This window comes from Micromonospora sp. B9E7 (assembly GCF_039871815.1).
GTDB lineage: Bacteria > Actinomycetota > Actinomycetes > Mycobacteriales > Micromonosporaceae > Micromonospora.
Window position 1 is genome coordinate 384,235 of sequence record NZ_JBDPLX010000005.1, and the last position, 13,844, is coordinate 398,078.

General features: G+C 71.1%; 12 protein-coding genes and 1 tRNA gene. 8 read left to right on the top strand and 5 right to left on the bottom strand.

From position 1 onward, the window contains the following. Positions 1-3: 3 nt before the first annotated feature. Positions 4-89, bottom strand: a tRNA-Leu gene (locus tag ABGB10_RS11015). 207 nt (positions 90-296) lie between these two features. On the opposite strand from ABGB10_RS11015, the gene ABGB10_RS11020 reads away from it, so the two are divergent. The 8 genes from ABGB10_RS11020 (at position 297) to ABGB10_RS11055 (ending at position 10,010) form a co-directional block, all read left to right on the top strand. Next, entirely contained in the window at positions 297-1,085 is a 789-nt protein-coding gene (locus ABGB10_RS11020) for a DUF3662 and FHA domain-containing protein (protein ID WP_007454122.1), read from the top strand. Positions 1,086-1,091: 6 nt separating this feature from the next. Continuing rightward, on the top strand, positions 1,092-1,577 hold the full coding sequence (locus ABGB10_RS11025; RefSeq protein ID WP_347660754.1) for an FHA domain-containing protein: 486 nt from the start codon (positions 1,092-1,094) through the stop codon (positions 1,575-1,577). Then, complete coding sequence (locus ABGB10_RS11030) at positions 1,574-3,043, top strand: protein phosphatase 2C domain-containing protein (protein ID WP_347660755.1); 1,470 nt, start codon at positions 1,574-1,576, stop codon at positions 3,041-3,043. The genes ABGB10_RS11025 and ABGB10_RS11030 overlap by 4 nt, the downstream gene beginning before the upstream one ends. 30 nt (positions 3,044-3,073) lie before the next feature. Then, positions 3,074-4,564, top strand: coding sequence for an FtsW/RodA/SpoVE family cell cycle protein (locus ABGB10_RS11035; RefSeq protein ID WP_347660756.1), 1,491 nt, complete (start codon positions 3,074-3,076; stop codon positions 4,562-4,564). Continuing rightward, on the top strand, positions 4,561-6,066 hold the full coding sequence (locus tag ABGB10_RS11040; RefSeq protein WP_347660757.1) for a penicillin-binding transpeptidase domain-containing protein: 1,506 nt from the start codon (positions 4,561-4,563) through the stop codon (positions 6,064-6,066). The genes ABGB10_RS11035 and ABGB10_RS11040 overlap by 4 nt, the downstream gene beginning before the upstream one ends. Position 6,067: 1 nt before the next feature. Continuing rightward, the gene (locus ABGB10_RS11045) at positions 6,068-7,477 is read left to right on the top strand and encodes a protein kinase (protein ID WP_347660758.1); all 1,410 of its coding nucleotides are present in this window, start codon (positions 6,068-6,070) and stop codon (positions 7,475-7,477) included. Beyond that, positions 7,474-9,297, top strand: coding sequence for a Stk1 family PASTA domain-containing Ser/Thr kinase (gene pknB, locus ABGB10_RS11050; protein WP_347660759.1), 1,824 nt, complete (start codon positions 7,474-7,476; stop codon positions 9,295-9,297). Before ABGB10_RS11045 ends, pknB begins: the two co-directional genes overlap by 4 nt. A gap of 101 nt (positions 9,298-9,398) precedes the next feature. After that, positions 9,399-10,010: an ElyC/SanA/YdcF family protein gene (locus ABGB10_RS11055; protein ID WP_347660760.1), complete on the top strand. Its 612-nt coding sequence runs from the start codon at positions 9,399-9,401 to the stop codon at positions 10,008-10,010. Positions 10,011-10,056: 46 nt separating this feature from the next. On the opposite strand, the gene ABGB10_RS11060 is transcribed toward ABGB10_RS11055, so the two are convergent. From ABGB10_RS11060 to ABGB10_RS11075, 4 genes are all read right to left on the bottom strand, one after another. Then, positions 10,057-10,707: an aminodeoxychorismate/anthranilate synthase component II gene (locus tag ABGB10_RS11060; RefSeq protein WP_347660761.1), complete on the bottom strand. Its 651-nt coding sequence runs from the start codon at positions 10,705-10,707 to the stop codon at positions 10,057-10,059. A gap of 2 nt (positions 10,708-10,709) precedes the next feature. After that, complete coding sequence (locus ABGB10_RS11065; RefSeq protein WP_347660762.1) at positions 10,710-10,991, bottom strand: hypothetical protein; 282 nt, start codon at positions 10,989-10,991, stop codon at positions 10,710-10,712. Positions 10,992-10,994: 3 nt separating this feature from the next. Continuing rightward, entirely contained in the window at positions 10,995-12,641 is a 1,647-nt protein-coding gene (locus tag ABGB10_RS11070; protein ID WP_347660808.1) for a class E sortase, read from the bottom strand. A 338-nt stretch (positions 12,642-12,979) separates the two neighbouring features. Then, on the bottom strand, positions 12,980-13,780 hold the full coding sequence (locus tag ABGB10_RS11075; RefSeq protein ID WP_347660763.1) for a DUF881 domain-containing protein: 801 nt from the start codon (positions 13,778-13,780) through the stop codon (positions 12,980-12,982). Positions 13,781-13,844: the final 64 nt, after the last annotated feature.

The window sequence follows — 13,844 nt, forward strand, 5'->3', positions numbered from 1 at the left end:
CGGTGGTGGGGATGGGGGGAGTTGAACCCCCACGCCCTTTCGGGCACACGGACCTGAACCGTGCGCGTCTGCCATTCCGCCACATCCCCGTGGCACGACCCGGAACACTGTAGCCGCCCCGGTCCCGCTGTCTCCAACGGGCCTCGGGAATACTACGCTGTCCCTGGCGCTCGCCACGAGCGATTACCGTTCGTGGCGGACGAAAGATTAGCACGACAGTCCCGACCCTTCCGAACGGGCCGGGAGCAGCCGGCCGAGCGGCGTGTGAGCTGCGCGCGCGCCGGCCGGATACCATCATGTCCTCGGGACCCGAGGAGGAGCCGGTGAGCGTGCTGCAACGCTTCGAGAAGCGTCTGGAAGGCCTGGTCGAAGGGGCCTTCGCCAAGGTCTTCAAAGGGGTGGTCCACCCCGTGGAGATCCTCAACGCCATGCAGCGGGAGGCCGAGGCGCACAAGGCGATCCTGGCCGGTGGGCGCACGTTGGTGCCCAACCGCTACGTGATCGATCTCTCGCCGTTCGACCACAGTCGGCTGGCGCCGTACGCCGCCGCGCTGGCCCAGGAACTGGCCCAGTCGCAGGCGGAGTTCATCGGCGAGCAGGCGTGGACTGTCTACGGCGACGTGATCGTCGAGATCGAGCGAGGCGAGGGCCTGGACACGGGCATGTTCCGTGTCACGGCCGAGGTCTACACCGGCGGCGAGGTTGCCCCGGTGTCGGCACCCGGCTACGACGCCGGTCCGCCCGCCTACCCCGCGTACGACCAGGGCGGTGGCTACGGCCCGCCGCCGGGGCACGGTGGCGGTCGCAACGTGCGGCTGGTCTCCGGCGACGGCCGCACCTACCCGCTCCAGATGGGGTCCACGGTGATCGGCCGCGGCGACCAGGCCAACCTGCGCCTGCCCGACGTCGGCATCTCCCGGCGACACGCCCGGCTGGATTTCGACGGAGGTCAGGTCGTGCTGACCGACCTGGGGTCGACCAACGGCACCATGGTCAACGGACAGCGGGTCTCCGCCGTCGCGCTGAACCCTGGTGACATGGTCCAGCTCGGCACGACGACGCTGACCTTCCGCGTGGACGGCTGACCCGCCTTGCCGGAACTGGTCATCACCGTTGCCCGGTTCGGTTTCCTGATCCTGCTGTGGATCTTCGTGTTCACGGTGGTCGGTGTGATCCGCCGGGATCTCTTCGCGGGCGCCCGGTCCGGTCGCCTGGTGGCCGCACCACGTGCGGTGGGGGCCTCGACCGGGCAGGCGACGAAGCCGGCGAAGGTGAAACGGGGCAGGGCGGCACACCAGCTGGTGGTGACCGCCGGTCAACTGGCCGGCACCAGGATCACTCTTGGTGAAGCGCAGATCACCATCGGTCGAGCCGAGGACTCCACCCTGGTCATCACCGACGACTACGCCTCCGCGCGACACGCCCGGCTCGTGCCGCGCGACGGGCAGTGGTACGTCGAGGACCTCGGCTCGACTAACGGCACGTACCTCGATCGCGCTAAGGTCACCGGACCAACCCCCGTCCCCCTCGGCGTGCCGATCCGGATCGGCCGCACTTCCCTCGAATTACGGCCATGACTCTGACCCTGCGCTATGCGGCCCACAGCGACCGCGGTCTGATCCGAGACGGCAATCAAGACTCCGTCTACGCCGGGCCGCGGCTACTTGCCGTTGCCGACGGCATGGGCGGTATGGCCGCCGGTGACGTCGCCAGCAACATCGTCATCGGTGCCATGGCGCCGCTCGACGAGGACGTCCCGGGGGACGCTCTCGTCGATGCGTTGCGTTCGGCCGTGGGCACCGCCAACCAACAACTCCGCGACACCGTGGACGCCAACCCACAGCTGGAGGGGATGGGCACCACGCTGACGGCGACCCTCTTCACCGGCAGCAAGCTGGGCATGGTCCACATCGGCGACTCGCGGGCCTACCTGCTGCGCAACGGCGAATTCGCGCAGATCACCAAGGACGACACGTACGTCCAGATGCTCGTCGACGAAGGCCGGATCAGCGCCGAGGAGGCGAGCAGTCACCCGCAGCGGTCGCTGCTCACCCGCGCTCTGGACGGTCGGGACATCGACCCGGAGTACTCGGTGCGTCAGGTCCTGCCCGGCGACCGTTACCTGATCTGCAGCGACGGCCTCTCGGGTGTGGTCAGCGCCGAGACCATCGGCGAGACGCTGCGGGAGTACGTCGACCCGCAGCAGTGCGTCGAGCGGCTGGTCCAGCTCGCGTTGCGCGGCGGTGGACCGGACAACATCACGGTGATCATCGCCGACGCGACGGATCAGGACATCGTCGAGGCGACCCCGATCGTCGGCGGCGCCGCCGCCCGCGACCGGGGCATGGCGACCTCCGCCGACGACTCCACCCCGGCCGCCCGGGCCTCGGCGCTCTCCGCGCCGCGCCCACCCGCGCCCGAGGAGCCGGCGGCCTCCGACGACGAATCGGACCGGCCGAAGCGCCGCCCGGTGCGGACCGCCGCCATGGTGTTGGCCCTGCTGGTCATCGTCGGTGGGGCAGGCTTCGGCGGCTGGACGTACACCCAGCGGCAGTACTACGTGGGTGCCACCGAGGAGGGGCAGGTCGCCGTCTTCCGTGGCGTCCAGGGCCAGATCGCCGGGATGGACCTCTCCACCGTGCATCGGCGCAGCGGCACCCGACTGGACGACCTCACAGTCGCCGCTCAGGACACTGTCAAGGTCGGCATCCGGGCCAAGAACGAGCCGGACGCCGAGCGGCAGCTCGCCGAGCTGACCAGCGACACCCCGAGCAACCCCAACCTGAAGCCGCTCTGCCCGCTCGACCCGACCAGCACGGTGGGTGGCACTCCGTCGCCCTCGCCGGCCGGTACGACCCCGACCCCGAACGGCAGCCCGAGTGCCGACCCGTCGGCGACCCCCAACGGGGTCGTCAGCGCAAGCCCGACGGTCGGTGCCACCGACGCCGTCGGTGCGGCCGGCCCGACCACCACACCCGACGTCACGCCCTCCGACTCGGCCACGCCGGCGCTCGACCCGGCCGGTTGCCGGTCTCCTGAGTGAGCGTCGGCTGAGATACCGAGGACTCCACCCGTGACCGTAGCGGCCACACCGGCACCCTCGCCCGCCACCGCGGGCGAGCAGTCCGGCGTACGCCTGGCGCGGTCGCGCCGCAACGCCGAGCTGTCCCTGCTGCTGCTCGCGATGGTGCTGGTGGCCGCGTACGGGGCGACCGTCGAAGCGAACCTGCTGGACACGGTCACCCCGGACTTCTGGATGCCCGCCGCCGCGCTCGGTGCGGTCTTCCTCGGACTGCACCTGGTCATCCGGTTCCTCGCCCCGTTCGCCGACCCGGCGCTGCTGCCGGCGGTGGCCCTGCTCAACGGGCTCGGCGTGGGCTTCCTGCGTCGGATCGACCTGGGCGAGGCCCCGGTGGCCGACCGGGAGGAGCTGGCGATCTTCGCCGGGATCGGTGGGCGGCAGTTGGCGTGGACGCTCGCCTCGGTGATCCTCGCCGCAGGCCTCCTCGCCCTCATGCGTGACCACCGGTCGATCTCCCGGTACGCGTACACCCTGGGGTTGGCCGGCATCGTGCTGGTGATGCTCCCGGCGGTCCTGCCGTCCAGCATCTCCGAGATCAACGGCGCGAAGCTGTGGATCCGGGTGGGCGGCTTCTCCATCCAGCCCGGCGAGTTCGCCAAGTTGGCGCTGCTGGTCTTCTTCGCCTACTACCTGGTCCGCAAGCGCGAGGTGCTGTCACTGGCGAGTCGGCGTTTCCTCGGCATCGACTTCCCGCGAGGACGGGACCTCGGCCCGGTGGTCGGCGTCTGGCTGGTCAGCCTCCTGGTCCTCGTGTTCGAGAAGGACCTGGGCACCTCGCTGCTCTACTTCGGCATGTTCGTGGTGACCCTCTACATCGCCACCGAACGGGTCAGCTGGCTACTGATCGGTCTGGTCCTCTTCTTCGGCGGCGCCTACCTCGCCTACGTGCTCGGCTCGACGGTCGGTGGGCCGTTCGCCAACTTCTACCTGCGGGCGGAGATCTGGCTGGACCCGTTCGCCGACCCGACCAACAAGGGCTATCAGCTCGTCCAGGGGCTGCTCGCCCTGGGCACCGGCGGGCTCTTCGGTGCGGGGCCGGGCGGCGGCCAACCGGACATCCTGCCCGAGGTGCAGAACGACTTCATCTTCGCCGGCATCGGTGAGGAGCTCGGCCTCTTCGGCCTCTCCGCGCTGCTTGTCGTCTACCTGCTGATCGTGGAGCGCGGGCTGCGGGCCGCGCTCGCGGTACGGGACTCGTTCGGCAAGCTTCTCGCGGGCGGTCTCGCGTTCACCCTCGGCCTCCAGGTCTTCGTGATCGTCGGCGGCATCAGCAAGCTCATCCCGCTGACCGGCCAGACCACTCCGTTCCTGTCCGCCGGTGGCTCGTCGCTGATGGCGAACTGGCTGCTCATCGCGGTGCTTCTGCGGGTCTCCGACGGAGCCCGCCGGCCGCTGGGAGGGAGCGCCGGCAAGGCTGCTCGACCCGCCGGTGGCCAGCCGGAGCAGATGCACGGTGCTCCCACGGAGGTGATCAAGCCGTGAACGCACCACTGCGCCGGGTCGGCGTCGTCGTCATGGTCCTGTTCGGCCTGCTCTTCGCCAACCTCAACTGGGTCCAGTTCCAGAAGGCCGACGAGTACCGCACCAGCGACTACAACGGTCGGGTCCAGGTTGCCGACTACAAGCGCAAGCGGGGCAACATCGAGGCTGGTGGCACCGCGCTGGCCACCAGCAAGGAGACCACCGGCAACCTGAAGTTCCTGCGCACCTATCCGGGCGGCGCCAAGTACGCGCACGTGCTCGGTTACAAGCCGGTCAACCTGGCCGACCAGGGCATCGAGCAGGTGGAGAACGACTTCCTGGCCGGCACCAGCGACCAGTTGCTCGGCGACCGGTTGAAGGACATGTTCACCGGGGACGACAGCGGTGGCGGCAACGTGCTGCTCACGCTCTCCAAGAAGGCCCAGGACGCGGCGTACGACCAGCTGCGCAACAACCAGGTGGGGGCGAAGAAGGGCGCGGCCATCGCCATCGACCCGCGCACCGGGGCGGTGCAGGCGCTGGTCTCCATGCCCAGCTTCGATCCGAACCCGCTGGCCAGCCACAACAGCAGCGAAGCGGCTGCCGCGTACTCCAAGCTGGAACAGGATCCGGACCGCCCGCTGAACAACCGCGCGCTCTCCGAGACGCTGCCACCGGGGTCCACCTTCAAGATCGTGGTGGCCGCGGCGGCGCTGGAGAACGGCATCACCAAGACGACCCAGATCCCGGCCAGTTCCAGCTACACCCCGCCCACCTCGGGCACCCCGATCCGTAACGCCGCGCCGTCGATCTGCCCGGAGGCGAAGGTCACCCTGCTGGAGGCGGTCACCGAGTCGTGCAACACCGGCTTCGCCCAGCTCGGTGTGCAGCTCGGTGCCGATGTCCTCAAGGAGAAGGCCCGGCAGTTCGGTTTCGAGCAGGAGGACCTCACCGTCGGCCAGCTCGGCGAGGACGGTCTGCCCGCCGCGGCCAGCCGGACCGGGGACATGCAGAACCCGGACGGCAGCACCGACCCGGCCGCACTGGCCCAGTCCTCGATCGGCCAGAACAACGTCCGGATGACCCCGCTCGAAGGTGCCATGATCGCTGGTGCGATCGCGAACAGTGGCAGTCAGATGCGGCCGTACCTGGTCCGGCAGTTGCTCGCCCCGGACCGGACCACCAGCTACTACACCGCCACGGCCCGGGAGCTGCGCCAACCGGTCAGCTCGCAGGTCGCCACCGACCTGCGGGACATGATGGTCAGCGTGGTCCAGAAGGGCACCGGTAAGAAGGCCGCGATCGGCGGCTACACGGTCGGTGGCAAGACGGGCACCGCGCAGTCCGCCCCGGACCGGCCCGACCACGGTTGGTTCATCGGCTTCGCGATGGACAAGAACGGCAACCCGGTCTCCGCGGTCTGCGTCATGCTCGAACAGGCCGGCCCCGGTGGCAGCGCCGAGGCGGCCCGGATCGCCGGCCAGATCATGCGCGCCGCCATCGCCGATCCCGGGGGTCGCTGACATGCTCAGCCCCGGCGTCCAGCTCGGTAACCGCTACCGTCTCGACGAGCGGATCGCCAGCGGTGGCATGGGCGACGTCTGGCGCGGCACCGACCAGGTGCTCGGCCGGACGGTCGCGGTGAAGAGCCTGCTCCCGGCACTGCTCGACGACCCGGACTTCGGCGAGCGGTTCCGCGGCGAGGCCCGCACCATGGCCACCATCAACCACCCCGGCGTGGTGGACGTCTACGACTTCGGCAACGACCAGCAGATCGCGTTCCTGGTCATGGAGTACGTCGAAGGCGACGCCCTGTCGTCCACGCTGAGCCGGGTCGGGCGGCTCACGCCGGCCCGGACGATGGCGCTCGTCGCGCAGGCCGCGGACGCGCTGCACGCCGCGCACGAGAAGGGCATCGTGCACCGCGACGTGAAGCCGGGCAACCTGCTCGTCCGGCCGAACGGCACGCTGGTGCTGACCGACTTCGGCATCGCCCGCTCCGACATGGTCGGCCAGCTCACCGCCGCCGGTTCCGTGCTCGGCACCGCCTCGTACATCTCACCTGAGCAGGCAACCGGCGGCGTGGCCACCCCGGCGTCCGACGTGTACGCGCTCGGCGTGGTCGCCTACCAGTGCCTTGCCGGTCGGCGGCCGTTCGAGGGTGACAATCCGCTCGACATCGCGATGAAGCACGTGCGGGAGAAGCCCCGGCCGTTGCCGGCCGACATCCCGCCGCAGGTTCGCGCGGTGGTGGAACGGGCGCTGGCCAAGGACCCGGCCGCCCGTTGGCCGAGCGCAGCCGCCCTCGCCGGGGTCGCTCGCCAGCTCAAGGCAACGCTCTCCCAGCAGGCCAGGGCCGGTGCCAACTCCGGGCCGGTCTCCGCAGCGCCGGCCTCCCCCGCCGCACCCGGCCGGGCCCAGGTGCCGCAGGCGCACCACATGCGTCCGCCCGCTACCCGCCCGCCGGTCGCCGGGCCGAGGCCGACCGCTGTCACGCCGGCCCAGCAGCCGCGCCCCACCGCCGTCGCGCCGGCCGTCCAGCCCGGTCGCCCGCCGGTCGCACCGAACGGCTACCCACGTGGCGCCGCCGCGGTGCCGTCGGCACCGCCCCACCAGGAGCACCCGCCGGCGTACGTCCGGCAGGCCGGCCCGTCGATGCCGTCACCTGATCCTCGCCGGTCCCGGCCCGGAATGGTGCTTCTGGCCATCCTGCTGGCGGTGCTGGTCCTAATTTGCTCCGGCGTGATTTCCTACAACCTGCGGAAGCAGTCGCAGGCCGGTGAACCCGCCGGGCTGACTCCGCGCGCCGTGACGTCCGGCGCGCTACGACTCGACGGACGCGACGATCCGACCCCGACGTCGTACCGTCGAGAGGTACGACTCCAGCCGGACGGCGGCAGGACGACGACGAGCGAAGGACGACAGACGCGATGACAGCGCAGGCCCGCCTGCTCGGTGGCAGGTACCAGGTCGGCGAGCTGCTCGGCTATGGCGGCATGGCCGAGGTGCACCGCGGTCGCGACCTCCGGCTCGGTCGGGACGTCGCGATCAAGATGCTCCGTACCGACCTGGCCCGGGACGCGACGTTCCAGATGCGGTTCCGCCGAGAGGCGCAGAACGCCGCGTCGCTCAACCACCCGGCGATCGTGGCGGTCTACGACACCGGTGAGGAGACCGCGCCGACCGGTGAGACGCTGCCGTTCATCGTCATGGAGTTCGTCAACGGGCGGACCTTGAAGGAGGTCCTCGGCGCCGAGGGGCGGCTGCAGCCGCGCCGGGCGTTGGAGATCTGCGCCGACATGTGCGCGGCGCTGGAGTTCAGCCACCGGCACGGCATCATCCACCGCGACATCAAGCCGGGCAACGTGATGCTCACCCAGACCGGCCAGGTCAAGGTGATGGACTTCGGCATCGCCCGCGCGCTCGCCAGCGGTGCGACCACCATGACGCAGACCAGCGCGGTGATCGGCACGGCCCAATACCTGTCCCCGGAGCAGGCGCGCGGCGAGGCCGTCGACGCCCGCTCCGATGTGTACGCGGCCGGCTGTGTGCTCTTCGAGTTGGTGTGCGGCCACCCGCCGTTCGTCGGTGACAGTCCGGTCAGCGTCGCCTACCAGCACGTACGGGAGACGCCGCCGACGCCGAGCGACATCAACCCGGACGTCACCCCGGCCATCGACGCGATCGTCCTGAAGGCGCTGTCGAAGAACCCGCTCAACCGTTACCAGAGCGCTGGCGAGATGCGGGCCGACCTGCTCCGCGCCGCCGCCGGTCGGCCCGTGCTGGCCACCCCGGTGCTGCGTGAGGCGGAGACGGTGGCGATGGCCCCGGCCGGCGCCGGGGGCGGCTACCACCCGACTGCTGGCCGTGGGCCGCAGACCGGGCAGATCCCGGCCCGGGTCGGTGACCCGCGCCAACGCAAGGCGTCCTCCTGGCTGATCGCGACGTTCAGTGCGGTTGGTGTGCTGGCGGTGATCGCCCTGGTCGCCGCCCTGCTCTGGAGTCAGCAGCAGGGCAAGGCCAACAAGTCGGTGCCGAACCTGGTCGGCAAGAGTCAGGCCGCCGCGGTCGCCGAGATCCGTGGTGCCGATCTGCAACCGCAGGTGGGCGAATCCATCCTGGCCAACGACTGCACCGAGGGCACCGTCGCGAAGCAGAATCCCGCGCCGGCCACCCGGCTGAAGCAGGCCAGCACGGTGACCATTCAGCTCTGCGGCGGCAAGCCGGACGTGAAGATCCCCGCTAATCTGATCAACGCGCAGTTCGACAACGTCAAGACCCAACTCGAGGACCTGGGGTTGGTGGTCGAGGAGAAGAAGGTCGACAATCCCGCGCAGGAGGGCATCGTCCTCAAGCTGACTCCACCCTCGGGGACCACCGTCGCGCAGGACACGAAGGTGGTCGTCGATGTCTCCAAGGGCAACGTCAACAAGGTGCCCAACGTGATCAACTCGACGCGGGACGACGCTGCCCAGGAGCTCCGCGAGGCGGGTTACAAGGTCGAGTTCCGGGACGGCGACGAGGTGCCGGCCAGCCAGGCCGGCCGGGTGCAGAAGCAGAGTCCGAATCCGGGCACCTCGCTGGCCAAGGACAAGACGGTGACCATCGAGATCGGCATCCCGGAGAAGGTCGTCGACCCGACGCCCACCGTGACGCCGACAGGCACGCCGACGGCCACGCCGACCACTCCCGGCAACGGGGGCGGCATCGGTCTGCCGTTCCCGCCCCCGCCGAACCGGCTTCCCGAGGACTAGGGCCGATTTCGGGCATCGGGATGACCGACGCGGAGGCTTCCGGCGCTTCGGTGCGAGGGAGACCGCGTCGCCTTCGACGTCTGGCCGTCCTGGGTGCCGCCGTGCTGGTTCTCGCCAGCCTTCCGTGGCTGTGGACGACGCTCACCGCCCGGGGCCACGTGCACGCCGAGGCCGACGCGCCGTCCGCCGACGTGGTGATCGTCCTCGGCACCGCGGTGGCGGCTGACCGGCAGCGGCCAGGGGAGCGGCTCGCCGGCCGCCTGGAGACCGCCGCCGCGCTGGTGACCAGCGGACGAGCCACGGTGGTCCTGGTTTCGGGCGACGGCGGCGGCACGTCAGGTGACGAGCCGGCGGTGATGACCTCGTACCTCACCGAGCGCGGTGTCGATCCGCGTCGAATCGTGGCCGACCCCTTCGGCCTGGACACCTACGACAGTTGCGCCCGAGCGCGTCAGGTGTACGGCATCAAGCGGGCCCTGATCGTGACCCAGTCCTACCACCTGTCCCGGGCGGTGACGCTGTGCCGACATCTCGGCCTCGACGCCGACGGGATGATCGCCAGGTGTGATGGCTGCGGAACCGCCCTGCTCGCCGAGAAGTCGGTCCGGGACTACCTCGCCAGTGGCAAGGCGGCGTGGGACACGGCCCGCGGCCGTGCGCCTGCGGTCCGCTCACCCGCTGATCCGGCGATCCAGAACGCGCTGCGGGGCTGAACCGCCCCGCCCGGGTCCTGGGTGACGGGCTCGGAGGGTCCCGGTCTCAGCTGGTGGCGAAGGCGGCGAGTCGGCGGGCGTCGACCTCGGCGGCGAGCGCGGGTGCGCGCTCCAACGCCTCCTGGTGACCGCAACCGGCAAGCCAGTTGGCCAACATCAGATGGCCGCCCTCGGTGAGCACCGACTCCGGGTGGAACTGGACGCCCTCGATGGGCAGCGTCCGGTGCCGCATCGCCATCACCACGCCGGAGCCGGTCCACCCGGTCACCTCCAGCTCGTCGGGCAGCGTCTCGGGAAGCACAGCGAGTGAGTGGTACCGGGTGGCGGTGAACGGGTCCGGCAGACCGGCGAGTACGCCGACCGAATGGTGCCGCACCTCGGAGGTCTTGCCGTGCAGCAGCTCGGGGGCCCGCGTCACGGTCGCACCGAACGCCTCGCCGATCGCCTGGTGACCCAGGCAGACACCGAAGATCGGCAGCTCGCCCGCGTACTGCCGGATGACGTCCAGGCAGATGCCGGCCCGGTCGGGGCTGCCCGGCCCCGGCGAGAGCAGGATGCCGTCCGCGCCGACCCTGCCCACCTCGGCGACGCCGATCTCGTCGTTGCGGCGGACCTCGCAGTCCACGCCGAGCTGGCCCAGATACTGCACGATGTTGAAGACGAACGAGTCGTAGTTGTCGATCACCAGGACGCGCATGGTCACCTGCTCGGCGAGGACGACGGGACCGGATTGTTCCGCTCGGTGTCGTACGGCAGGTCGTGCTCGTCGCCGGCCGGGGTCTCCCCGGTGACCGGGTCGCCGTTGCCGGGCTCCGCGGGGACCCCGGACTCGACCTGCACGTCGTCGAACGGCAGCAGGGGTTCGGCCCACGGGAAGGCGACATACCAGAGAAGGGCCACCGTGGCGGCTACCAGTAGCACCGAGCCGGTCAGCTTTCCGGCCAGGCCGAACGGCAGCTTGCGCCAGATGAACGCGTACATCGGTCAGCCTCCCAGCTCCGTCGGCCGTCCCGCCGACTTGGGTTGGGTGCGGTCCAGTTCGGCGTGGATGATCAGGCGCTGGTAGTTGTCGAACTTCGGGTTGCACGTGGTCAGGGTGAGCATCCGCTTGGTCGCCTTCTTGTCCGGCTCGCCGGGCACCGGCGCGACCACCTCCACCTGTGTCGGTCGGACGATGCGCGACTGCGACACCCGGTAGACGTACCAGTCGGTCTTGCTCTCGACCACGATCGGGTCGCCGTCGTCGAGTTCGTCCAGCCGCCAGAAGGTGGCCCGGTTGCGGTGGCCGGCGACGGAGAAGTTGCCGACCTGGCCGGGCAACGCGCTGGCCGGGTAGTGGCCCGGGGCGTAGCGGATGTCCTCCTGGGTGACGCCCTCGACCACGACCCAGTTCTTGTCGAGCTTCGGGATGTAGAGGCCCGCGATCGGCTTACCGCGTACGGGTGGCGACGGTTTGACGCTCGGGCCGGCCGACGGAACCACGGTCGGGTCGTCGGTGGGCCCCCACTCCTGGGCCAGTTGGTTGTTGAGGTCGTTCTGGTGGGCGTCGACGATGGCCGACTTGCCCCAGACCTCGTAGCCGGCGAAGAGCAGCACCACGAGGCCGAAGGTGATCAGGACCTCGCCGGTGACGCGGATGCCGGTGCGTATCCGGGAACCGAGCGACGGCCGGGTGAGCTCGGAGTAGACGCTCTTGTAGCCCTCGCCGGTCTGGTGCGGCCGGAGTTGGACGACCCGTTCGCCGCGCCGGGGTCGGGGCGGCTCGCCGGGGTTGTCGCCGTCACCGGTCGGCTCGTCGGGGACGGAAGCGCGGGGAACGGCACCCATCAGTGCCGTCGAGTCCATGGCTGGCGGCCGGGTGGCGGGCATGGTGGGCACGGCCGGAATCAGCGCGGTGGCGGCCGGGTCGACGGCGCGATCCGGGCCAGCCGGGGGGACTTGGCCCGGCCCGGCGGAAGGAACGCGACCGGGACCGGTCGGCGGGACACGGTCGGACCCGCTCGCGGAGAAACCATGCTGGTCGGCTGCCGGGACGCGGTCGGGGGCGGCCGGTGAGACCGGCGCCGCCGGAGAACCGGTGGGGCGCGCCGGTCTGGCCGCGACCTGGGGAATGAGCGCGGTCGGCGAGTCGGCCACCGACGGAGTCGATGGGCCGGACGGGACGGCCCGGCTCGGGCTGCCGGAGGCCGGGCCGGTGGGCGTCCCACCGGGCGCAGTCGAGCCGCTCGGACCCGGCGTTCCACCGCGCGCAGCCGAGCCACTCGGATTGGGCGTCCCACCGGGCGCAGCCGAGCCGCTCGGATTGGGCGTCCCACCGAGCTCAGCCGAGCCGCTCGGACCCGCCGTCCCGGGCCGGGTCGCGTCGGCCCCGGGCGTGGCCGGCCGGGCGGGCGCTGCTCCGGGCGGGACCGGGCCGGTGGGGGTTGCTCCGGGGGTAGCGGGTCGGCTGGCGGCTGCCCCGGGCGTGGCCGGCCGGGCGGGTGCCGCTCCGGGCGTGGCCGGGCCGGTGGGGACCGTACCGGGCGTAGTGGGTTGCCCGGTGGGGCCGGCACTGGACCAGGAGGGGCGGGTCGGGCCGTTGTCGGGGGCGGCAGGCCGAACCGGGCCCTGGTTCGTCGGGGCCGCCGGCAGGCCGGGCGCGGGCGCGGAGCCTCCGTGCGGACCGAGCCCCTGAGCTGTGCTGCCCGGCCAAGGTGGCGGGGCGTCCCCACCTTGGCGGCCTGAGGTGCGAGGAGGCTCGGAGGTGCGGGGAGGCTCAAAAGCGCGGGGAGGCTCGGAGGCGCGAGGAGGCTCCGGGGTGACCGGCGGGCGCGACGCGCCGGGCCGCGCGGGCAGCACGGGCTCCGGCCAGTTGCCTGCCGGAGTCGCCCGGCCGGGTGCCGGCTCCGGCCGGTCGACCTTCGGTAGGAAATCAGTCGGCTCGTCGGTCTGGTTCCGGTGTCGCCCGTCGCGGCGCTCCTCCGGCCCGCTCACCTGGGCACCGTCGCCGAGCGCAGTGAGGTCGAGTCCTCGAATGCCGGCACTCGCACCGTGGAAACCGTCTCCTCGTAACCGAGTTGGTAGTCGTCGACCGCGTCCTTGAACAACCGGACTCCCTCAGAGCTGGCGAGGGCCTGCTGAAGGGCAGCGGGATCGCCGATTGCTACGATCTTGAACGGTGGGGAGTACACCCGGCCATGAAGCAGCAGGGTGTTACCGACGCAGCGTACCGCGCTGGTGGTGAGCACGCGGACGTTCATGATTGACATGGCCTCCGCTCCGCCGGCCCAGAGCGCGTTGACCACCGCCTGGACGTCCCCCTGATGCACCACCAGGTCGTCGTTGCTGGCGTCCGACTGGGTCTGGTCGAGCTGCGGCGCGTCGTTCAGCTCCACGGTGACGCCAGAGCCGGCGAGGGCGGTGAACCCGGCGGCCTGGAGGCTGCCCTGGGCGCGATTCTGCTGGTTCTTGATCGGCGCATCGGAGCCGGCCAGGGTGTTGGTCCGCTGCTCGACCTCACCGCGCAGCGTGGCGGCACGGCGTTCGCTCGCCGCGACCTGCTCGCGCCGGTCCTCGATGAGCTGGTTGAGCTGGGGCCGCCGGTCCTCGCGCAGGGCGGTGCCGTCGGCGGTGGTCGCGCTGGTGGTGAAGAGCAGCCCCGCCGCGGCGGCGATCAGGGGCACCCCGATCGACCAACCTGGTCGGCGTTGGCGCGGTCGCCGGGGCAGCAGCCCGGCGGCGGCCCGTCGGAGGACCTTCTGCCAGGAGGTTGCCCCGGATGTGTACTCCACCGAGCGTTCCTTCCGCGTGTCGGGGATCGGTCCGTGCCGGCCGGGCCGGTGATGCGAACAGTCC

Bases quoted from the DNA above. Each gene is read 5' to 3' on its own strand.
- ABGB10_RS11020 (WP_007454122.1), top strand. From the start codon at position 297: ATGTCCTCGGGACCCGAGGAGGAGCCGGTGAGCGTGCTGCAACGCTTC.
- ABGB10_RS11030 (WP_347660755.1), top strand. From the start codon at position 1,574: ATGACTCTGACCCTGCGCTATGCGGCCCACAGCGACCGCGGTCTGATC.
- ABGB10_RS11045 (WP_347660758.1), top strand. From the start codon at position 6,068: ATGCTCAGCCCCGGCGTCCAGCTCGGTAACCGCTACCGTCTCGACGAG.
- pknB (WP_347660759.1), top strand. From the start codon at position 7,474: ATGACAGCGCAGGCCCGCCTGCTCGGTGGCAGGTACCAGGTCGGCGAG.
- ABGB10_RS11060 (WP_347660761.1), bottom strand. From the start codon at position 10,707: ATGCGCGTCCTGGTGATCGACAACTACGACTCGTTCGTCTTCAACATC.
- ABGB10_RS11065 (WP_347660762.1), bottom strand. From the start codon at position 10,991: ATGTACGCGTTCATCTGGCGCAAGCTGCCGTTCGGCCTGGCCGGAAAG.